We start from the raw sequence: 20,085 nt of genomic DNA, 5'->3' as shown, positions 1-20,085 counted from the left end.
TCACGCCGATCGTCAAGTCCTGGCCGTCCGAGTTCTGCCTCAAGGCTAACGAACACGCTATCCAGATTCTCGGTGGTGCCGGCTATACACGTGAATATCCGGTCGAGCAGTATTACCGCGACAACCGTCTCAATCCGATTCACGAGGGCACCCACGGCATCCAGTCTCTGGATCTGCTGGGCCGCAAGGTGGCCATGAACAAGGGCGCCGCACTTAAGCAACTGTCCAGCCTGATCCAGGATACCTGCAGCAAGGCCCGTGAGTACGATTCGCTGAACGCACTCCGCGAACCGCTGGAGAAGCTGCATGCCCATCTCGGCAAGGTCACCCAGGCGCTGCTCGGCGACATGATGCAGGGCAAGGTCAACGAGGCGCTGGCAAACTCGGCCCTGTATCTGAATACCTTTGGCCACATGGTTATCGGCTGGCGTTGGCTGGAGCAGGCAGTGCATGCCCAACGTGGCCTGGATTCGGGCAAGGCAGCAGATGCCGACTTTTACCAGGGTAAGTTGCAGGCCGCGCGGTTCTTCCTGACCTGGGAAATCCCAGGCTGCCACCACGCACTGCAGATTCTCGAGAGTCGTGATGTGACCTGCCTGGAAATGCAGGACGGCTGGTTCTGAACCGAACCCAGTTGTGGCCCAAGGGCCCGGATCGTCCAACACCAATGTGACCTGACTCACGTTGTCAGCATCAGAAAAGGCCGCCATATGTGCGGCCTTTTCTGTGGTTGCTTCACAAGCCTCGACAGGAAGGCTACGCTGCTCCCAGCTCCCCTCCGGAAAAAGCCCCATGCTGCGCTACTTTAGCCCTTTGCTGATTTTCATTCTGATCACCCAATTTTTTCTTGCAGGGGCGACTGCAGCCGCGGATGAGCTGACTGACGCGCTGAAAGAAGCCGAAGCAAAACTTGAAACCCTTGCCACCAGCAGCACGCCAGATGCTGAAAAACAGGAACTGCAGGAGATATATCAGAATACGATCGATTATTTACGCAAGAGCAAGGCCAAGGCTGCGGAGCTAAAGGAGCTACAGGATTTGCTGGCAAGCGCTCCCGAAGAAATTCGGCGGCTCCGCCAGCGCGTGGACACTATCAAGCCCCGGGAAATCGACAGCATTCGCACCGCGTTCGAGAGCCAGAGCCTTGAAGTGCTCGAAACAAGATTGACCGAGAAAGTCACCACCATGTTCGACTGGCAGAACCAACTGACAGCGATCAACAGCAACCTGATTGCTTCCCAGACCCGCCCGGAGCGAACTCAAGCCGAAGTGACCGCCAACCAGGCACGTAATCAGGCTATAGCCGAGGAATTGCGCAATCTACAGCGGCAGACCGACGGCCCTCAGAAAGCCGCTCGCATGGCCATGCTGAAAGCCGAACAACGGAGTCTGAAAGACACCAGCGACCTGTTACGTCAGGAGTTGGCGGTGAACAGTGTGCTGCAGGACTTGTCCAGCCAGCGCCGTGCCCTGATGAGCCAGCAGATTGCCGATATTGAACTCGAGATCCAGGCATTGCAGGATGTCATCAATGACAAACGTTTGAGTCAGTCTGAGCAAACTGTCAGTGATACCACCGCACAGGCCCTGCGCGGCGCGACAAACCATGACTTGCTCAAGACACAGGGCAGCCTGAACCGCCGCCTTAGTGAGGAACTGCTTGCCGCGACGACCGAAATGGGTGAATTGACCCGCAAGAACATCATTACCAAGCAGCAAATCGACAGTGCGACGCAAATCGAAAACGCCCTTGAGCAGCAGATCAATGTGCTGGAAGGCAGTGCCCTGCTTTCCCGTATCCTCCATCAGCAGAAACAGGCTCTGCCAACGGTGCGACTGGATACACGTATCGCCGATCGGGTAGCTGATCTGCGTCTGCGCGAGTTCGAGCTCAATCAACTCCGCGAACAGTTGGCCACGCCGGAGGCCTATCTGGAAAAGCTCCTTTCACCGATCCCCACAGAGCAGCGTGAGTTGCTGCGCGATGACATACGCGAAGTGATCGCCAGTCGCTCGCTTCTGACCGAGCAACTGAGCAACAACATCAGCACGCTGCTCAGCCTGGCAATCACACTGCAGATCAACCAGCGCCAGCTACAGCAACTGAGTCGTCAGTTGAGCCGGACCATCGATGATCAACTCTTCTGGGTCGCCAGCAGCCGTCCGATAGACAAGCCCTGGATGCAGGCCTTGCCCGGGCAATTGAGCAATCAATTCGATGATCTGAAACTCAAAGAGCAGGCAGGCACCCTGGCATCGACTGTGAGCGCTCGCTGGCCAGGTCCGGCGCTTCTGGCGTTGCTCCTGGTGGTGTATGCCTGGCGCCGCCGCCGGTGGCGCGCGCAATTACGTGACATCAATGCAGATGTGGGACATTTCCGTCACGATAGTGCCAAACATACACCCAGGGCCCTGGGCCTGATCGCTCTCATTGTGCTACCAATACCCGTTATATTCTGTGGTATCGGCATTTTGCTGACCCTTGGCGATCCGGCGCCCTTGCCGGCGGTGGGCACCGCCCTGATGAAGCTTGCGGTAGCCTGGTTTGTACTGCATTTTCTATACCGTGTACTTGAGCCCAAGGGTATCGCTATCCGGCATTTTCGCTGGGATAGCCAACTCGTAACACGTCTGCATCACCTCATCCGCAACGTATCCTGGGTACTGCTGCCGCTGGTACTGGTCATCGCGCTGAATGCAGCAGCACCCGGGCACCTGGGTAATGATGTCATCGGCCGATTGACCATGGTGATCGGCATGTTGCTCCTGAGCTTGCTGCTGGGGCGGGTCATGTGGAAAACAGAGCCGCTTTACCATTCAAGGGTTTTGCACCTCGGCGCCACGCTGCTTCTGGTGCTGGCACCCCTTGCTTTGGCCGGCATGTCGTTCTGGGGGTATCACTACACCGCCACGCGACTGGCTGACCGCTTCTTTATCACCCTGTACCTGATTGCCGGATGGATGGTTGTACAGGGCACCGTGTCCCGCAATTTGAACGTCGCGGGCCGGCGACTGGCCTACCAACGCGCCCTGAACAAACGGCAAGCAGCGCAGCCGCGCGAACCCCAGGACGCGGAAATGGGCGTCGAAGTGCCCGAAATGGATATTCGCCAGATCAACCAGCAATCCTTGCGCCTGGCGCGCCTGATTCTGTCGATCATCTTTGCAGTGCTGGTTTACCTGACCTGGGCTGATCTGCTGAGCGCGACCTCCTACCTTGAGTCGGTCACCCTTTGGGAATACAACAAGGGCACCTCGGACAATCCGATGATGGCTCCGATCAGTGCCGGCGATGTACTGGGCGCCCTGGTGATAGTAGTCCTGACCGTGACCCTTGCACGCAACCTGCCTGGGCTGCTGGAAATACTCGTGCTGTCACGATTGAATTTGCGTCAGGGCAGCAGCTATGCGATCACCACTCTGCTCAGCTACGTGATTGTCAGCGTTGGCGTGGTGTATGGATTGTCTGCACTGGGGGTGAGCTGGAACAAGCTGCAATGGCTGGTGGCGGCCCTGAGTGTGGGGCTGGGCTTTGGTCTCCAGGAGATTTTTGCCAACTTCGTGTCAGGTCTGATCATTCTGTTCGAGCGACCGATCCGCATTGGTGACGTGGTGACCATCGGTGAACTGTCAGGCACGGTGAACCGCATACGCATTCGCGCCACTACCATCACCGATTTTGACCGCAAGGAAATCATCGTTCCGAACAAGACGTTCGTGACCAGCCACCTGATCAACTGGTCCCTTTCAGATACCGTGACACGGGTAATCATCAAGGTCGGGGTGGCCTACGGATCAGACCTGGCAAAAACGCGTGAACTGCTGATGCAGGCCGCGAGAAACAACGCCCGGGTACTGGATGACCCTGAGCCTCTGGTGCTGTTCCTGGCTTATAACGAGAGCACCCTTGACCACGAACTGCGGGTCCATGTACGCGAACTGATAGATCGCAATCTCGCCATCGACGAGATCAATCGGGATATCGACAAACTCTTTGCGGAGAACGGTATCGAAATCGCCTTCCGCCAGCTGGACGTCAATCTGCGTACCAGTGCAGGACTGGAAAAACTGATCTTCAGTCAGCGCGAGGACAGGAGCCCTGCGCACCCCGACCAGGATCCGGAAGATTCGCCGCGGAGCACCAACGACGGCAGGCCCGGTGCCGCGTCGCAGCCAAAGCCGGCGTCGCCAGACAGTGAGTCGGTGTTAGGCGCCGGCCCGGACAGTCCTACAGTCTGAACGCATGCAGGTTCAGGCCTGTTAGCGCGGATCCATGCTTGAAGCTTTCATGGCCTAACAAGCACAATAGCCGCCTTTCCTCTATCGAGTGTGTTGCGTCATGCCCAGAGCCGCAGAACTGAAAAAAGGCCAGATCGTCCAGATCAACGGTCAACCTTACATCGTGTCGCAGATCGACGTGAAAAGTCCCTCCTCGCGCAGCGGAACCACACTGTACAAGGTGCGCTTCAACCACGTGCAGACCAAGCAGAAGCTCGATCAGAGCCTGACCGGCGATGACATGCTCGCACCCATCGACTTCCAGAAGCGCGCCATTCAGTATCTTTATCAGGACGTCGACGGCTACACCTTCATGGATAACGAGGACTTCGCCCAGTTCACACTCAGCGCCGATCAGATCGAAGACCAGATCGAATATATTCACGACGGTGTTGCCGGTCTCTACGGCCTGATTGTCGAGGGCAATCTGGTCGGAGTCGAACTACCCGCTGTAGTGGAAATGCCCATCGAGGAAACGCCCCCGGCGATCAAGGGTTCTTCCGCCAGCGCCCGTACCAAGACTGCACGCTTTGCCACCGGCCTGGAAATTCAGATACCCGAGTACCTGGAAACCGGCGAAGTGGTGCGTATCAATACCGAATCCGGAAAATTCATGTCCCGCGCCTGACGCGGCAACAGGAGCTACCTAATGAGTCAATCACCACTGGTTATCGATCCGCCCGGCCAGGCAGATGCCTGCATTATCTGGCTGCACGGCCTGGGCGCTGACCGCTACGACTTCGTACCGGTCGTCGATGCACTGAATCTGCCTGCCGGCCACGGCTTGCGGTTCATTTTCCCCCAGGCGCCAACGCGCCCCGTTACCATCAATGGCGGCATGCCGATGCCCAGCTGGTACGACATTATCGGCATGTCTCCGGCACGTGCAATCAGCCAGGAACAACTACAGGAATCAGCCGATACAGTGCGCGCAATTGTGGACGAGCAGATCGCCAAGGGGATCAAGGTCGAACGTATTATCCTTGCCGGCTTTTCCCAGGGCGGCGCTGTGGTACTGCACTCTGCCCTGCAATCGGGGCTACCTTTGGCCGGCGTCATGGCGCTTTCTACCTATGGCCCAACGATCGAAGACCTTTTGGAAAAGACTGACAAAAAGCTCGACATGTTCTTTGCCCACGGCCGTCAGGACGCAATGGTGCCCCACGCAATGGGCCGGCTGGCCCACGATCTTGTGGAGAAAGCCGGACATCGCCCACAGTGGCACGATTACAACATGGGCCACGAGGTCTGCCCGCAGGAGATCGCGGATATCAATGGCTGGCTGCGTCAACGCCTGAGCTTATAAGCAAAACGCTCTAAGCACCCTGACAGATATTGATCAAAAAATAACCTGTCAGGGCTTCGCTAGAGAGCCCCCTTGCTTTACACTGGCCGGTGATCATTCAAACGCCATGTAGAGAGACGCCTGTGCTGAAAGCACTGAAAAAGCTGTTTGGGGCCACAGATGCCTCCGTCGATAAAAACCAGCAAGCCACCCGCAAGGATTCCAGCACCACTGCCACCAACCAGGCCGGCGCACAGCCAAAACCGGCACGCAGTGCTCCACATTCACGCCAGCCGCAAGCCAGCCAGGCACGTAAGGAATCCAGGCCGCCCCAGAACACCCAGCCCGAGAGACAGAACCCGCCGCGGGCCGAAGCCAGGCCAGACCCCAAACCGGCAGCAAAACCCTGGTCCCGCTCCGATTTTGTCGTCGAGCCCGCCGAAGGCAAGACCCGCTTCCATGACTTCCCGCTTCCCGACAGCCTGATGCAGGCCATTCAGGCCCAGGGATTCAGCTACTGCACCCCTATTCAGGCACAGGTTCTGGGCAATACGCTCAAGGGTCACGATGCAATCGGACGAGCCCAGACAGGTACCGGCAAAACCGCAGCCTTTCTGATTTCTACCATTACCCAGTTGCTTGAGACGCCACCACCGGATGAGCGCTTCATGGGTGAACCCAGGGCCCTGATAATTGCACCGACCCGCGAACTGGTGATGCAGATCGCCAATGATGCGATAGGTCTGACAAAGCACTGCAATCTGAACGTGATGTCCTTTGTCGGCGGGATGGATCTGGACAAACAGATCAAGCAACTGGAAAAACGCCATTGCGACATCCTGGTTGCTACCCCCGGTCGCCTGCTGGACTTCTGCAACCGAGGAGAAGTGCACCTGGATTTGATCGAGGTATTGATCCTCGATGAGGCCGATCGCATGCTGGACATGGGCTTTATCCCACAGGTGCGTCAGATTATTCGTCAGACCCCGCGCAAGGGTGATCGGCAGACCCTGCTGTTCTCGGCGACATTCAGTGACGACGTCATGAACCTGTCCCAACAGTGGACGCAGGACCCGGCAATTGTCGAGATCGAGCCGGAACGTGCCGCCTCGGCCAACGTCGACCAACAGGTGTATGCAGTCAGCAGCAGTGACAAGTACACCCTGCTCTACAACCTGATTACCCAGCTGGATCTGACCCGGGTCATGGTGTTTGCCAATCGCAAGGATCAGGTCAGACGCATACAGGAACGTCTGGTACGCGACGGCATCAACGCAGCACAACTGTCCGGCGACGTCCCGCAGAACAAGCGTGTCCGGACCCTGGACAACTTCCGTGACGGCACATTACGAGTACTGGTGGCCACCGATGTGGCGGGGCGCGGCATTCATGTCGACGGTATCAGCCATGTGATCAACTACACGCTGCCCGACGATCCCGAAGATTATATCCACCGTATCGGCCGTACGGGTCGCGCTGGCGCCAAGGGCACCTCGATCAGCTTCGCCTGCGAGGATGATGCTTTCCAGATTCAGCCAATCGAGGAACTGCTGGGCAACAAGCTGGTATGCATCCCGCCGGAAACCCACATGCTGCAGAAGGTTCCTGCTCGCAACCAGACGGATGACGAAAGAGCCGCTAGCGATGCAAATGAGGCGGAACAGGCCGCAGCTGCGGCAGCCAATCGCAAACGAGCGAACGGCGGTGACAGGCAGCGACGTCGCTAGGCCGGGCAATATCCTGCAGCAAAAGCATACGCCTTCAATTCTGGCTGCATCTTGCTGCGTAACCTGGTCTATCAATATAACGGGATTTTCAGCCCCCTGAATATGCCCGCTGGTCTGTTCGCAAAATTTCACCAAATTGCCCTCACCACGCTTGTGAATGTCATCCCAAATGCGCTATATGTTTTTTAACCGGCCGATTACTGCAGGTGATCCCTTGATACCTGCAGCTCTATCGAGCCGGTCCTGCGGACTGCCAGACGCTGCCAGCAGCGACTGATACAGTTTCGGATATACCGCTCCTGCGAGGTGCCAGCTTATGGAAGCGTGCGGACCAACCCGACACACCTTCTACGTCCTCGATACCAACGTCCTGATCCACGACCCAAACGCCATCCTCAACTTCGAAGAACATCACGTCATCATCCCAATGACTGTTCTTGAAGAACTCGACAAGCTCAAATCCGGAAAAACCAGCATCGCTGCAGATTGCCGTCAGGCCATTCGCCTGATTGACCTCACCCTTGCCGACGCACCACCGGAGCTAGTGGAACAAGGGGTGCCCATTCAGCGTGGCAAGCTGGGCACCAATGGCAGTCTGGCCATTCTCATGGATCGTAATATTATCCCCGCTCATTGCCTGCCCAATGACCTTAACGACAACAAGATCATCAATCAGCTCTGTCATTTACAGAGTCGTCATCCCGAAGTTCGCGTCGCGTTGGTGTCCAAGGACATCAACATGCGACTCAAGGCGCGGGGCTGTGGGATTGATGCCGAGGACTATCACACTGATCAGTTGGTCGACGACATAGCACTGCTGGCGCGTGGTTACCATGAGATACCCGGTTCATTCTGGGATTCGGTCACCCGTGTTGAAACCCACCAGCGCCTGGGCAAGACGGTTCATGAAGTCCAATTGACGGAAAAAATGCCGGGCTTGCATATCAACGACTTCATTATCGATGGTCAGGGGTTCATTGGCTGGGTGTCTTCTATTGACGGAGACAGGGTAGTGCTGCGTGATCTGCATCAGGAACCCTTGCTGCACCAGGAGGCCTGGGGGTTGAGGCCCAGGGATATCTTCCAGGCTCTGGCGATGTATGCGCTACTCGATCCAGACATCCATCTGGTCAACCTGACCGGCGCCGCCGGCTCGGGCAAAACCATCCTGGCGCTGGCCGCGGCAATCGAACAAACCATGGTCAGCAAAACCTATCGCCGGATCATCGCGACTCGCAGCACCCAAGGGCTGGATGAGGATATTGGATTTCTACCCGGTACCGAAGCAGAGAAGATGGAGCCGTGGCTGGGCGCCATTACCGATAATCTGGAAGCCCTGCACATGGACGATGAAAGCACCCATGGTAGCGTGGAATACATACTCGATCGTGTACCGCTGCAGTTCAAATCACTGAACTACATCCGCGGCCGCAGCTTCCAGCAGAGCTTTATTCTAATTGATGAGAGCCAGAACCTGACTCCACATCAGATCAAAACCATCATCACCCGCGCCGGAGCCGGCTCCAAGGTGGTTTGCCTGGGCAACCTCGCCCAGATCGATACGCCCTATCTTAACGCCACCAGCTCGGGACTCACCTACCTTACCGAATGCTTCAAGGACTTCCCCCACGGCGTCCACATCCACCTGCAGGGCGTACCGCGATCTGTACTGGCCGAGTACGCTGAAACGCATCTCTGAATCGGAGCCACAAGCTTCAAGCTTCAAGCTTCAAGCGGCATGAAGTGTACTTCTGGTTCCTCGGACTGAGCTCGGCTCCGAGGAACCAGCAACTTCTGGTTCAATTCTTTCAGCTTTCAGCTTGTAGCTTGTAGCTTGCCGCTTGCCGCTTGCCGCTTGCCGCTATTAACCCCTCCTATCACTCCGATACAGAGCACAGCCCAGCTCAATCCGGCATAATGAACCCAATCATTCAAGGAGGTTTATATGCTGTTGGTCATTTCGCCTGCCAAAACCCTAGACTACGAAACGCCCCCGGTTACCAGCACCCATAGCAAACCGCGCTTCCTTGAACACAGCCGCGAGCTGATCGACATACTTCAGGAAAAGTCACCGCAGGATATTGCCGAATTGATGTCCCTGTCCGACAAACTCGCCAGTCTCAACGTTGCGCGCTATGGCAGTTGGAGTGATAGCTTCACGAAAGCCAACAGCAAACAGGCACTGCTTGCCTTCAAGGGCGATGTTTACACCGGCCTGGCCGCCGAGGATTTTACCGAGGACGATTTTGCCTTTGCCCAGGATCACCTGCGCATGCTATCGGGACTTTATGGTCTTTTGCGCCCACTGGACCTGATGCAGCCCTATCGGCTGGAGATGGGCACCAAACTGGCAAATTCTCGCGGCAAGGACCTTTATAGCTTCTGGGGTGAGCACATCAGTGAATGGCTGAACAAGGACCTGAAAAAGCAAGGCGACGATATTCTGGTGAACTTGGCCTCACAGGAGTATTTCGGTGCAGTTAAGCCCAAGGCGTTGAAAGCACGGGTGATCGACACTGTATTCAAGGATCAGAAAAACGGTGAGTACAAGATCATCAGCTTCTACGCCAAGAAGGCACGCGGGCTGATGGCCCGTTACGTGATCAAGGAGCGGCTGGAGGATCCGGAAAAACTGAAAGAATTCGACCTGGATGGCTACTATTTTGATGCAACCAGTTCGACCCCGGACAAACTGGTCTTCCTGCGCGACGAGCAGCATTGATGTAATGTCTGGATCATAAATCCAGACGGCCGCGAACACTGCCCTGTGAGCACCATTAACTGCTGCTTGGTTGACGCCCCTGGTCAATCAGACATCCAGGGGGAATTCAAACTGTAGCTAGCAGCGGTTAGTGGTCGAAACCGGGGTTAACCCGCTGCAGCTTGCGCAGCAGCGCAGGCCAGGCAATATTGCCACCGGCGCCACGCGTTACCTTGCGCATGCTTTCCTTGGCACCATCAAGAATGGCTTGAGGAATGGTGATCAGCTCACCACTGCCCGCCTGGGCCGCAATCTGAATCTCGCAGCAACGCTGCAGCGTATACATCCCCAGGAAGGCTTCAGCCACAGACTTGCCGCACGTCATCAGGCCGTGGTTACGCAATACCATGGCATTGGTCTTACCCAGGTCAGCCTGCAGACGAGCCTTTTCCTCTTCGTTCAGAGCCACACCCTCATAGTCGTGGTACGACAAGTTGCTCAGTACGAAGATTGACTGCTGGGAGATCGGCAGGATGCCCTCTTTTTGTGCCGACACGCCGACACCGGCGGCGGTATGCGTGTGCAACACACAGGCCGCATCGTGGCGTACTTCATGCACAGCGCTGTGAATGGTAAAGCCTGCCGGATTGATATCGTAGGGCGTATCCATCAATTTGTTGCCCTGCAGGTCGATCTTGACCAGATTGGATGCAGTCATTTCCTCGAACATCAGGCCGTACGGATTGATCAAAAAGTGCTCGGTACCTGGAATTTTTGCCGAGACATGGGTAAACACCACATCATCCCAACCGTACATTGCTATCAGGCGATAGCAGGCCGCAAGATCAACACGGGTCTGCCACTCATCGGCACTGACCTGATCTTTCACGTCCACTACCGGGAGGGGTTGTATTGCATTCATCGTGTCAATCCTCATTCTGTTGGGTTTGGGCTACGCACATAGTGACCAACTTGCGGCATACTTGCGCAAATCAATAGGAAGGAGTGTAAGGCGTGACAGAGAAAAGGACTGTCAAGCACTTTACAGTGTCCCCAGCGCCAGACGCCTCGATGTTCCGCGAGCTGTTGCTACGTAATCGCTGGCTGCGCGATCTTCCGAGTGAGTCCCTGGACGATATGGCCAATATGGCCCGCTTGCTGCGGCTTGACGATGGGCAGTTGCTGCATGCCAAGGATGATCCTGCAGATGGTCTATACGGCGTAGCCAGTGGCGCCATAAAGGTTAGCAGCACTGGACTGGATGGCCGCGAAGCTGTGCTGACAGTGCTCAGCCCGGGCAGCTGGTTTGGTGAAATCTCGTTGTTTGACGGCCTGCCGCGAACACACGACGCCCATGCGATGGGGCTTACCGAACTGATCATGATTCCACGCCGGGGGTTTCAGGACTTGCTGAACCGCCGGCCGGAGTTGTATCCGCATTTCATGCAACTGCTTTGCCGCCGCATCCGGTTGTCGTTCGCGATGCTAGAGGACAGCGCGCTGCTGCCCTTGTCATCGCGGCTGGCGAAACGACTGCTGATGCATGCTCACAATTACGAGAACACTGATCAGGGCACAAACCAGGCTACCATTCAGTTATCCCAGGAGTCTCTGGGGCTTATGCTCAACAGCTCCCGGCAAAGCGTCAACAAGCTTTTGAAACGCCTGGAACTGGCCGGCTGGTTGCGCGTCCACTACGGCCAGATCGTGATCCTGGACGAAACTGCGTTGGCGCGCCTGGCCCGTGGAGAGGTGGCGGCAGACATCTAGGCAGAGTGAGTAAGTGACTCGATGAACTGGTCAAGCCAGGGCTCGGCATCAAGCTCGGGGGACACCGTTTCGCTGGCATCCAGACGCAGCATTGGCAGTGATTCCAGGGCCTGCAACTCGAGAAGCAGCTCCCTGAGCTGCTCGCCTCCCTGGCAGAACGTATCTCCGTAAGCCGAATCACCCAGGCCGATGACTGCAAAGTGCTTGCCGGTAAACAACGGAAAGCGATCTTGCAATTCGGTAAAAAAAGGCACGAAGGAGTCCGGCAGCTCACCCATGCCGGTAGTTGAAACGCAGCCCAGGATAATATCTGGAGCAGCTTCAAGCAGGGCGTCCACACTGGCTGGCTTGATTCTGGAAACTTCCAGACCCGCTGCACGGCACCGCTGCGCAGCCTCATCTGCAACAAGATCTGCAGTGCCGTAAACTGAACCGCTGATTACAACTAAATGCATGCCAACCTCGACGCTACCAATGTAAAGGCCCCTATTATGCCGCAGTCTTTGCCCATTGGTGCGGTGGACAGCGCCGGATGTTGCTATAGAATGTGAACACACTTACGGAGAACGCTGTTGCAATGATCAATGCCAAACTACTGCAGCTCGTGGTTGATGCGTCCAATGATGGAATTGTCGTTGCCGAACAGGAAGGCGATGACAATATCCTGATTTACGTCAACAAAGCTTTCGAGCGACTGACCGGATACGGAACTGATGAGATTCTCTATCAGGATTGCCGTTTTCTGCAGATGGAAGACCGCGATCAGGAAGGTCTGCGTGCCATACGCGACGCCGTAAAGAAAGGCGAGCCCTCTCGGCAGATCCTGCGCAATTATCGCAAGGACGGCACTATGTTCTGGAATGAGCTATCAATTACCCCGGTTTACAATCAGGCCGATCAACTCACCTACTTTATCGGCATTCAGAAAGATGTGACCGGCCAAGTGCAGGCAGAGCAGCGGGTAGCGGAGCTGGAGAAGGAAGTTGCGGAACTGCGGGCCAACTTGAAGTAACTGCCAGATCTGGCGGTTGAGTTGTGAAGGATTCAAAAAACCCCGGTAGCCCGAAAGGGGAAGATGGCTACCGGAGTGCGCAGCTTTGAAGAGGACCTCCGCATCTCTGCAGGGGTTGTACATAAGTTATACATTAATAACATTTTTGTACAGCCCCGTACGTAACCAGATATTCCAAACGATGCCGTCAATTGGGCGGCGGATCAAAACGCCCCATCAGCAGCCCTCGCACCTGGGTGATGACTTCCTGCCCCTGCACTGCAAGAACCCTTATTCCAGCCCTCTCCAACTCGGCAGGTTGCACTGCGCAAACAGGGCCAGCGACTGCAACCTGACAGGCAAGTGACTGCTCCAGGCGAGGCAGGCTCTTGCTGAGCGCCTCGGGATCCAGAGCGTGATTGCCGTAAAGCAGCAAAAGGTCACAGCCAGACTGTTCCGCCATTGCAGTCAGTTCTGCATAGGAAGAAATGCCAGGCACCAGGGTGACGTTCGCGTCAGCTTCTGCAACAACGGCAGCAGCACTCAAAAACTCGAACTCATGACCATATCCGGGTAGGGCCGCCATTAATACCGTCGGCAAGCCAGGACGCAGGTAGCTTATGCGCTGGAACAGACGACCCCGCACAAAGGCATCAAGGAATGACCACTGGCCGGAAATCCCGTTCGGGTCAGCGTTATCGCGGAACATCTGCCAAACAGGCAGTACGATGTCGCGCAGGACTGTAACAACTGGAAAGGTGGAATATACCTGGCCGTAGACACTGTCGAGTCGACCCAGATCGACACTGTTGACCGCGTCTACCAGCTTCGCCTGCCATTCCCTCAATCCGGCAGCACCATCAGCCCTCGATGACTCATGTTCAACGACTGAGGCCTGACTGACCGCTACTTCCCGGTCAATAATTGAAGCGACCTTGCTCACCGCCACGCCACGATCAATCCAGGCCGTGACTTTGCGTACGCGCTCTATGTCGGCCATGGAATACAATCGGTGCCCGCTATCAGTACGGTGAGGAACCAACAATCCGTAGCGACGCTCCCAGGCACGGAGTGTGACCGGATTGACGCCGGTCAGGCGCGAAACTTCTCGTATCGGGTAAAGATCTTCGCCCTCCAGTTCCGCATCAAGGGCTGCATACATCGGATCGTTGGTTTTGGTCATATCTGTTTACAGAGGAAGTCGGTATCAAGGCCTTTAGCGTTTGCGGAAACCGCATCTGGCCCGTTAGATTGCTTGCCTATTGTACAGAACTTGCGCAGCAGCAAAAGCATGTACACACGCAGTCTTACGCCGAACGGAGCAATCCTGTGCGAATCAACAACCCAGAGTGGCCTCTGACACTGTATTACGATGGTGAGTGTCCATTGTGTCTGCGCGAAATACGCATGTTTCAGGGACGAAATCATAAGGGTCGACTTGAGTTGGTGGACATAACGCAGCCATCCGTCATGCCCTTGCCCGGCCTCACCCGCGCAGACATGCTCGACTGCCTGCATGCACAGTTCAGGGATGGAAAACTGGTCACCGGAATTGACGCGACGTACTGGAGTTACATGTCCGTGGGGCTGGACTGGCTGGTGATGCCGCTCAACTGGTCTTGGGCGCGCCCATTCTGGCTGTGGGCATACCGTCAATTCTGTCGCCTACGCCCCACTCTGGCCCGCATCATACCCATGCCGGGAGCTGATTCTGACACCATCTGCGAGAGCGATCGATGCGCGCCAAAGAAGAAGCGCAACTAGCGTCCTATGACCTCATCCTGCGCAACTGTCACCTGCAGTACAGGAGACGTTACCCCATGGCGGCGCAGTTCCCTCTGCAACTGCATCACGGATAACCAGTATATCGGGCTGCGATCGCTCCCCGTCACCATCACAGTTCCAGCTTCCCGCGTAACTACCCTAACCGCATAACGATTCAATCCACTATGCGTGATAATATTGATATTCAGTACGTTGCCTTCACGCCACGCAGTACGGAGTTGTCTGAGATTCACTGGAGTCTTCCTGCCTTGATCGTACCGGGAATGCCTCTTGCTCGGTTTGTGCAACACAAGAAGCAAATGGCAATACTAATATACTGTACAGATTACTAATCTCGTATAAGTTTAGCAAAGGATTTGGCCGTTTGGTCCGTTGCCGCTGTACCCCCGGACTGAACGGCCGAGTCCTAACCCTGAACAAGAGAAGCCTATGACGATCAGCGAAACCATACTGATTACAGGTGGTGCACAACGTGTGGGACTTCACTGTGCCCGGCGTCTGGTTGAGGATGGTTACAGGGTAATCATCACCTGCCGTACCATGCGGCCCGAATGGCAGGACCAGCCACTGAATGGTATTGAAGTCATGCTGGCGGACTTTTCAACCCTGGCAGGGATTGAAGACTTTATACGTCGTTTACACCAACGCGCACCTGTTCTAAGGGCGATCGTCCATAACGCGTCTTTGTGGCTGGATGATCACCAGGGTGCGCAGGCCATGCAGCAGATGTACATGGTGCATGTACAGGCGCCCTACCTCATCAACAGAGCTGCAGAAGCCTTGCTGGACCCCCAACAGGTAACCGATATCATCCACCTTACCGATCACGTGGCCCAGCGTGGAAGCAAGAAGCATATGGCCTACTGTGCGAGCAAGGCGGCTTTGGAAAATCTCACCCTGTCCTTCGCCGCACAGTTCGCGCCACGCGTCAAAGTCAACTCGATCGCCCCCGCGTTGATCATGTTCAACACTGACGATAACGACGAATACCGCCGCAAAACGCTTGAAAAATCGGCGCTGGGCATTGAGCCCGGTCCGGAAGTGGTTTACCAGTCCATCCGCTATCTGATGGATAACACCTACGTAACCGGTACCAGTCTGACCCTGAATGGCGGCAGGCACCTGAAATGACCCTGAAGAGACTCCTCAGATGAGCCTAGAAAACCTCACCCGCAATTACCACGACATCATCTCCAACCTCGGCGAAGACCCCGAGCGAGATGGGCTCAAGGGCACACCACAGCGAGCGGCAAAAGCAATGCAGTTTCTGTGCAGGGGGTATGACCAATCCCTGGAAGAGATCGTCAACGGCGCATTGTTTGCCTCGACCAATGACGAGATGGTCATCGTCAAGGACATCGAGCTTTACTCTCTGTGCGAACACCACATGCTGCCATTTATCGGCAAGGCTCACGTGGCCTACATACCAACAGGCAAGGTTATAGGGCTTTCCAAGGTGGCACGCATCGTAGACATGTACGCGCGGCGCCTGCAGATTCAGGAAAACCTCACGCGCGAGATAGCCGACGCTCTGCAGTCGGTGACGAATGCCAAGGGCGTGGCCGTGGTCATCGAGGCCAAGCACATGTGCATGATGATGCGCGGCGTGGAAAAGCAGAATTCCTCCATGCACAGCTCGGTGATGCTGGGCGCCTTCCGCGAGTCCTTCAACACCCGGCAGGAATTTCTGCAACTGATCGGACGGTGAACATGAGCAAGCTGACACCCGGCATGGCGCGCATTCGAGTCAAGGATCTGCGGTTGCGCACCTATATAGGCATCAAGGAGGAAGAAATCCTCAATCGCCAGGATGTGGTGATCAACCTGACCATCCTGTATCCGGCGGCCGAGGCAGTGGAAGTCAATCAGATCGACCAGGCTCTCAACTACCGGACTATTACCAAGGCCGTCATCAGCCACGTCGAGGAAAACCGGTTTGCCCTCCTCGAACGTCTCACCCAGGAAATTCTTGACCTGGTTATGGCTCATACTCAGGTGAGGTACGCCGAGGTTGAAGTCGACAAGCCCCACGCACTGCGCTTCGCCGAATCTGTTTCTATTGCACTGAGCGCCGAGCGGGAAGCCTGAAAGGCAAATTATTGCTGCCAATGCGCGGTGTCAGTATGATCGCAGCCAGCGCCCAATTGCCGTTTCAACCCGCGGAGCCGAACATGACCAAGCAAGAGCGTATCGAACTGGAAGCTGCAGCATTTCGTGATCTGCTAGCCCACCTGAACAGCCGTAAGGACGTTCAGAATATAGAGTTGATGACCCTGGCCGGCTTCTGTCGCAACTGCTTGTCCAAATGGTACAAGGCCGCCGCCGATGACATGGAGATCGAGCTGAGCATGGATGAGGCCAGAGAAGCCATTTACGGTATGCCCTACGCGCAATGGAAAGCTCATCACCAGAAAGAAGCGAGTCCGGCGCAGCAGGCTGCATTCGAGAAAGCTCAGCGCGGAGCGGATAAAGGGTGAAACGCCAACAATTGCTCGACACGCTCGGGACACCGGATCATCGTTTCAGCGATACCCTTGGTTTTATTGATGCGCATTATCTGTATCAACCGAGCGGCTTCGATAATGGCCCGGTCCGCAATAACGCAGGGGAGAATCAGGGCTCGTGCAAGGTACTGGCGATGGCTCTGGACCTTGGGCTCGATGACCTTCAAGCATTGCAATGCTTTGCCGAACATTATCAATCCGTATTGGCAAACCCGGATGGCCAAGACCACGCCAACATCCGTGCGCTGCGCGACCATGGTCTCGCAGCGGTCAAGTTTGACTCATCCCCCCTGACCCGGCGTTAAGCGCCGTTCGCCACAGATGCTGCGGAGCCTCGATGCCCACTAGACAACTTGATCCTGCCGGCGCTTTTCCGGCTACCTCCCTGGGACGACGACTGATGGTCGCCGGCTATGACCTGTTTCTTCTGATCGCGGCCTGGATGGTTATCACCTTTGCCTATCTGGGCATCCATATTTTCTTCACGGGTGAGCAGGTCGCACAGCAACAGGCAGAGGCGGGGGGGTTTATCGGGGACTACCTGCTGACGCTGATCATTTTCGGGGTGAGCCTGCTGTTCTATCTGATTTTCTGGACGCTCAAGGGGCAGACCCTGGGAATGCAGGTGTGGCGTATTCGGGTCCAGCAACCCGGCGGTATGGCTATCACTCGGCGGCAGGCGGTCATCCGGTTTCTGGTCGCCCAAGTTGCCTGGCTCTCTCTGGGACTCGGCTTTGCCTGGTCGATATGGGATTCGAAATCCCGGACCTGGCACGATATGGCATCGGGCACCGAACTGGTCACCTTGCCCAAGGGCACGTTCAAAAAGTGAGCGCGCCCGAGCGCGTTTGCGCTTAACCAGCCCGCTTCAGCAACACGCCACCAAGCACGAAGAGCACCAGAATTGGCGCCATGACTGCCATCAGGGGTGAGAAGCCGAAAACCAGACTCGAAGGCCCAAGCAGGTCCTGGATAATGCGAAAACTGAACCCAACCAGCACCCCGGTAAAAACTCTCTGTCCCAGAGTCACCGAGCGCAGCGGGCCGAATACGAAGGAAATGGCGACAAACACCAGGGCAAGCGTCGCCAGAGGTTGCAGCAGTTTTTTCCAGAAGGCCAGCCGGTACTGTGCATTGCTCAGGTTCTGCTCGGCCAGATAACTCTGATAGTGCCAGATCCCGGAAAGAGAGAGCACTTCGGGATCGAGCACCACCACACTGAGCAAATCCGCCGACAGTAATACATTCCAGCGCTCCTGTGCGCTGGCTACGACTTCCGTACGATCAGACTCGGGGAAGCGCGTGGTCTGCACGTCCGTCATCAACCAGGTCTCTTCCTCGACAACGGCACGACTGGCAAAACTGGCCTCAAGCAATTGACGCTCGCCATCAAAGCGGTAGCGAGTAATGCCCCGCAGCGCACCATCGGGCTGCACCGCATTGATATGCAGAAAATCATTCCCTTCACGATGCCAGAAACCCCGCGACTTGAAAGCCTGTTCCGTACCCTGAGCGATAGCACGTCGGCTTTCGGCAATATTCTCGCTGTAAGGTGCCGCGTATTCACCCAGCAGCACGCCAGCCAGCAAGATCACCAGCAATGGCTTGAAGACGGCTGCAACAATACGCGGAATCGATACGCCAGCGGCACGCATGATCGTCAGCTCGGAATTGCTCGCCAGGGTACCCAGGCCTATCAGACAACCGATCAGGGCCGCCAGAGGCAGCATCTCGTACAACCGTCGTGGCAGGGTGAAAAGCGTATATACAAGCGCATCCAGTGCGCCGTAGCTGCCCTCGACGTCGTCCAGTTCGCCGATAAAGGCAAAGAGCAGGTCCAGCCCCAGCACAATCAGCGCCACAACCAGAATACTGAACAGCACAGTGGAACCGATATGCCGATCAAGAATGCGCATGGCTGACCTCCCGTGGGGCAGGCTGGCGCATCAGAGCCTGCCGATTGAGAGCAACGCCTATGAGTAGAAACAACACGTGCACCCACCACAGCCCCAGTGCAGGTGGCAACTTCCCGGATTCCATCCAGCCGCGAGCACTGATCAGCATCGCCAGATAGGCCATATACAGCATGACCGCAGGCAGCAATTTCAAAAAACGCCCTTGCCGCGGATTGACCCTGGACAAGGGCACCGCAAAGAAGGCGACCACAAATACCAGCAAGGGTATGGCAAGTCGCCATTGCAGCTCGGCCTGCAAATCGACATCCGTCTGTCCGAACAACGCCAGTGTTGGCATTGCCTCGTGATCTGTTACTTCGGTGGCAAGTTCAGGCTTGGGTAACAATACGCCGTAGGTGTCATAGCTGATGACCCTGAAGTCCGCTGTTCCGGGAGTACCGTCATAGCGATATCCGTCGTATAGCACCAGATAACGGCTACCGTCGGCATTCATCTGTTGGCGCCCAGTTTCCGCTACCAACACGCCTACCCGGGTGTCATCCATACCGCCAGCGCGTTCGGTAATGAAAAGATCCTGCAACTGCGTGCGATCTTCCGACAGCCCACCCGCGTAGGTCACACGCTGGCCGCTGCCCAGAGACTGAAAGCGACCGGCAGCCAGCGTGTCGAACTCAGTCATGGCTGCCTGTTCGTTGAATAGCTGTTGCGTCTTGAGCACGCCTGCCGGCGCTACCCATAAACTCAACAGCGCCACAATCGCAGCCACGACCAGCGCCGAGCCCTGGGTATACCAGAGAATACGTCGGTCGCTGAACCCGTTGGCCGACAGCACTGTCATTTCGCTGTCCAGATACATACGCCCGTAGGCCAGCAAAATACCCAGAAACATGCCCAGCGGAAGAATAAGCACCACGAAGCCCGGCAGCCGGTAACCCATGATCAGAAACAGCACACCGGGATCGAGCTGACCTGCTGCTGCCTGCGCCAGATACTTGATGAAACGACCGCTCATGATGATAAGCAGCAGCACGCCGCTGACGGCAGTCAGGGTTATCAGGACTTCACGGCTTAGATAACGAAAAACAATCACAATAACTTCCTTGGCCCCAGGCCCACGAATGAGCCAGA

Annotated in this window: 20 protein-coding genes and 1 pseudogene; 16 read left to right on the top strand and 5 right to left on the bottom strand. The window is 56.2% G+C overall.

What is annotated here, in order from left to right:
• The 7 genes and pseudogenes from FZF01_RS19650 to yaaA form a co-directional block, all read left to right on the top strand.
• Positions 1–623 (top strand): acyl-CoA dehydrogenase C-terminal domain-containing protein (locus FZF01_RS19650; RefSeq protein WP_223825548.1); only part of this gene is annotated, 623 nt, incomplete at its 5' end.
• A 169-nt stretch (positions 624–792) separates the two neighbouring features.
• A complete protein-coding gene (gene mscK, locus FZF01_RS16745) occupies positions 793–4,239 on the top strand; it encodes a mechanosensitive channel MscK (protein ID WP_150279222.1) in 3,447 nt (1,148 codons plus the stop codon).
• Positions 4,240–4,339: 100 nt separating this feature from the next.
• Positions 4,340–4,906: an elongation factor P-like protein EfpL gene (gene efpL, locus FZF01_RS16740; protein ID WP_150279221.1), complete on the top strand. Its 567-nt coding sequence runs from the start codon at positions 4,340–4,342 to the stop codon at positions 4,904–4,906.
• 21 nt (positions 4,907–4,927) lie between these two features.
• Positions 4,928–5,584, top strand: coding sequence for an alpha/beta hydrolase (locus FZF01_RS16735; RefSeq protein WP_150279220.1), 657 nt, complete (start codon positions 4,928–4,930; stop codon positions 5,582–5,584).
• Positions 5,585–5,706: 122 nt separating this feature from the next.
• Positions 5,707–7,179 (top strand): annotated as a pseudogene (rhlB, locus tag FZF01_RS16730) (ATP-dependent RNA helicase RhlB); the annotation flags it as partial.
• 427 nt (positions 7,180–7,606) lie between these two features.
• Complete coding sequence (locus tag FZF01_RS16725) at positions 7,607–8,989, top strand: PhoH family protein (protein ID WP_150279218.1); 1,383 nt, start codon at positions 7,607–7,609, stop codon at positions 8,987–8,989.
• Between the two features lie 246 nt (positions 8,990–9,235).
• Positions 9,236–10,012, top strand: coding sequence for a peroxide stress protein YaaA (gene yaaA, locus FZF01_RS16720; RefSeq protein WP_150279217.1), 777 nt, complete (start codon positions 9,236–9,238; stop codon positions 10,010–10,012).
• A 127-nt stretch (positions 10,013–10,139) separates the two neighbouring features.
• On the opposite strand, the gene FZF01_RS16715 is transcribed toward yaaA, so the two are convergent.
• Positions 10,140–10,913, bottom strand: a complete 774-nt coding sequence (locus FZF01_RS16715) for a class II aldolase/adducin family protein (protein WP_150279216.1) — start codon at positions 10,911–10,913, stop codon at positions 10,140–10,142.
• Between the two features lie 92 nt (positions 10,914–11,005).
• On the opposite strand from FZF01_RS16715, the gene FZF01_RS16710 reads away from it, so the two are divergent.
• Positions 11,006–11,761: a Crp/Fnr family transcriptional regulator gene (locus FZF01_RS16710; protein ID WP_150279215.1), complete on the top strand. Its 756-nt coding sequence runs from the start codon at positions 11,006–11,008 to the stop codon at positions 11,759–11,761.
• On the opposite strand, the gene FZF01_RS16705 is transcribed toward FZF01_RS16710, so the two are convergent.
• Complete coding sequence (locus FZF01_RS16705) at positions 11,758–12,216, bottom strand: flavodoxin domain-containing protein (protein WP_150279214.1); 459 nt, start codon at positions 12,214–12,216, stop codon at positions 11,758–11,760. The two genes, FZF01_RS16710 and FZF01_RS16705, sit on opposite strands and share 4 nt — an antisense overlap.
• 122 nt (positions 12,217–12,338) lie before the next feature.
• On the opposite strand from FZF01_RS16705, the gene FZF01_RS16700 reads away from it, so the two are divergent.
• Positions 12,339–12,773, top strand: coding sequence for a PAS domain-containing protein (locus FZF01_RS16700; protein ID WP_150279213.1), 435 nt, complete (start codon positions 12,339–12,341; stop codon positions 12,771–12,773).
• Between the two features lie 187 nt (positions 12,774–12,960).
• On the opposite strand, the gene FZF01_RS16695 is transcribed toward FZF01_RS16700, so the two are convergent.
• The gene (locus tag FZF01_RS16695) at positions 12,961–13,935 is read right to left on the bottom strand and encodes a MerR family transcriptional regulator (protein ID WP_150279212.1); all 975 of its coding nucleotides are present in this window, start codon (positions 13,933–13,935) and stop codon (positions 12,961–12,963) included.
• 146 nt (positions 13,936–14,081) lie between these two features.
• Between FZF01_RS16695 and FZF01_RS16690 the strand changes: the two genes are divergently transcribed.
• From FZF01_RS16690 to FZF01_RS16660, 7 genes are all read left to right on the top strand, one after another.
• Entirely contained in the window at positions 14,082–14,516 is a 435-nt protein-coding gene (locus FZF01_RS16690) for a thiol-disulfide oxidoreductase DCC family protein (RefSeq protein WP_150279211.1), read from the top strand.
• 450 nt (positions 14,517–14,966) lie between these two features.
• Positions 14,967–15,668 (top strand): dihydromonapterin reductase, encoded by a 702-nt coding sequence (folM, locus tag FZF01_RS16685; protein WP_150279210.1) that lies wholly within the window; start codon positions 14,967–14,969, stop codon positions 15,666–15,668.
• Between the two features lie 19 nt (positions 15,669–15,687).
• Positions 15,688–16,245, top strand: coding sequence for a GTP cyclohydrolase I FolE (gene folE, locus FZF01_RS16680; protein WP_150279209.1), 558 nt, complete (start codon positions 15,688–15,690; stop codon positions 16,243–16,245).
• Between the two features lie 2 nt (positions 16,246–16,247).
• Positions 16,248–16,625, top strand: coding sequence for a dihydroneopterin triphosphate 2'-epimerase (gene folX, locus FZF01_RS16675; protein WP_150279208.1), 378 nt, complete (start codon positions 16,248–16,250; stop codon positions 16,623–16,625).
• A gap of 83 nt (positions 16,626–16,708) precedes the next feature.
• Positions 16,709–17,014: a DUF1244 domain-containing protein gene (locus FZF01_RS16670; protein ID WP_150279207.1), complete on the top strand. Its 306-nt coding sequence runs from the start codon at positions 16,709–16,711 to the stop codon at positions 17,012–17,014.
• Positions 17,011–17,346, top strand: coding sequence for a HopJ type III effector protein (locus tag FZF01_RS16665; RefSeq protein ID WP_150279206.1), 336 nt, complete (start codon positions 17,011–17,013; stop codon positions 17,344–17,346). The genes FZF01_RS16670 and FZF01_RS16665 overlap by 4 nt, the downstream gene beginning before the upstream one ends.
• A 32-nt stretch (positions 17,347–17,378) precedes the next feature.
• A complete protein-coding gene (locus tag FZF01_RS16660; protein WP_150279205.1) occupies positions 17,379–17,873 on the top strand; it encodes an RDD family protein in 495 nt (164 codons plus the stop codon).
• 22 nt (positions 17,874–17,895) lie between these two features.
• On the opposite strand, the gene lptG is transcribed toward FZF01_RS16660, so the two are convergent.
• A complete protein-coding gene (lptG, locus tag FZF01_RS16655; protein ID WP_150279204.1) occupies positions 17,896–18,957 on the bottom strand; it encodes an LPS export ABC transporter permease LptG in 1,062 nt (353 codons plus the stop codon).
• On the bottom strand, positions 18,944–20,047 hold the full coding sequence (gene lptF, locus FZF01_RS16650; protein ID WP_150279203.1) for an LPS export ABC transporter permease LptF: 1,104 nt from the start codon (positions 20,045–20,047) through the stop codon (positions 18,944–18,946). Before lptF ends, lptG begins: the two co-directional genes overlap by 14 nt.
• Between the last annotated feature and the right edge of the window lie 38 nt (positions 20,048–20,085).

Source organism: Halopseudomonas salina, assembly GCF_008641105.1.
This window is presented reverse-complemented; position numbering and strand designations above follow the sequence as displayed.

Excerpts from the sequence above, each read along its gene's own strand:
- mscK (WP_150279222.1), top strand. The coding sequence starts at position 793 with ATGCTGCGCTACTTTAGCCCTTTGCTGATTTTCATTCTGATCACCCAA.
- efpL (WP_150279221.1), top strand. The coding sequence starts at position 4,340 with ATGCCCAGAGCCGCAGAACTGAAAAAAGGCCAGATCGTCCAGATCAAC.
- FZF01_RS16735 (WP_150279220.1), top strand. The coding sequence starts at position 4,928 with ATGAGTCAATCACCACTGGTTATCGATCCGCCCGGCCAGGCAGATGCC.
- FZF01_RS16725 (WP_150279218.1), top strand. The coding sequence starts at position 7,607 with ATGGAAGCGTGCGGACCAACCCGACACACCTTCTACGTCCTCGATACC.
- yaaA (WP_150279217.1), top strand. The coding sequence starts at position 9,236 with ATGCTGTTGGTCATTTCGCCTGCCAAAACCCTAGACTACGAAACGCCC.
- FZF01_RS16715 (WP_150279216.1), bottom strand. The coding sequence starts at position 10,913 with ATGAATGCAATACAACCCCTCCCGGTAGTGGACGTGAAAGATCAGGTC.
- FZF01_RS16705 (WP_150279214.1), bottom strand. The coding sequence starts at position 12,216 with ATGCATTTAGTTGTAATCAGCGGTTCAGTTTACGGCACTGCAGATCTT.
- FZF01_RS16700 (WP_150279213.1), top strand. The coding sequence starts at position 12,339 with ATGATCAATGCCAAACTACTGCAGCTCGTGGTTGATGCGTCCAATGAT.
- FZF01_RS16695 (WP_150279212.1), bottom strand. The coding sequence starts at position 13,935 with ATGACCAAAACCAACGATCCGATGTATGCAGCCCTTGATGCGGAACTG.
- folM (WP_150279210.1), top strand. The coding sequence starts at position 14,967 with ATGACGATCAGCGAAACCATACTGATTACAGGTGGTGCACAACGTGTG.
- folE (WP_150279209.1), top strand. The coding sequence starts at position 15,688 with ATGAGCCTAGAAAACCTCACCCGCAATTACCACGACATCATCTCCAAC.
- folX (WP_150279208.1), top strand. The coding sequence starts at position 16,248 with ATGAGCAAGCTGACACCCGGCATGGCGCGCATTCGAGTCAAGGATCTG.
- FZF01_RS16670 (WP_150279207.1), top strand. The coding sequence starts at position 16,709 with ATGACCAAGCAAGAGCGTATCGAACTGGAAGCTGCAGCATTTCGTGAT.
- FZF01_RS16660 (WP_150279205.1), top strand. The coding sequence starts at position 17,379 with ATGCCCACTAGACAACTTGATCCTGCCGGCGCTTTTCCGGCTACCTCC.
- lptG (WP_150279204.1), bottom strand. The coding sequence starts at position 18,957 with ATGCGCATTCTTGATCGGCATATCGGTTCCACTGTGCTGTTCAGTATT.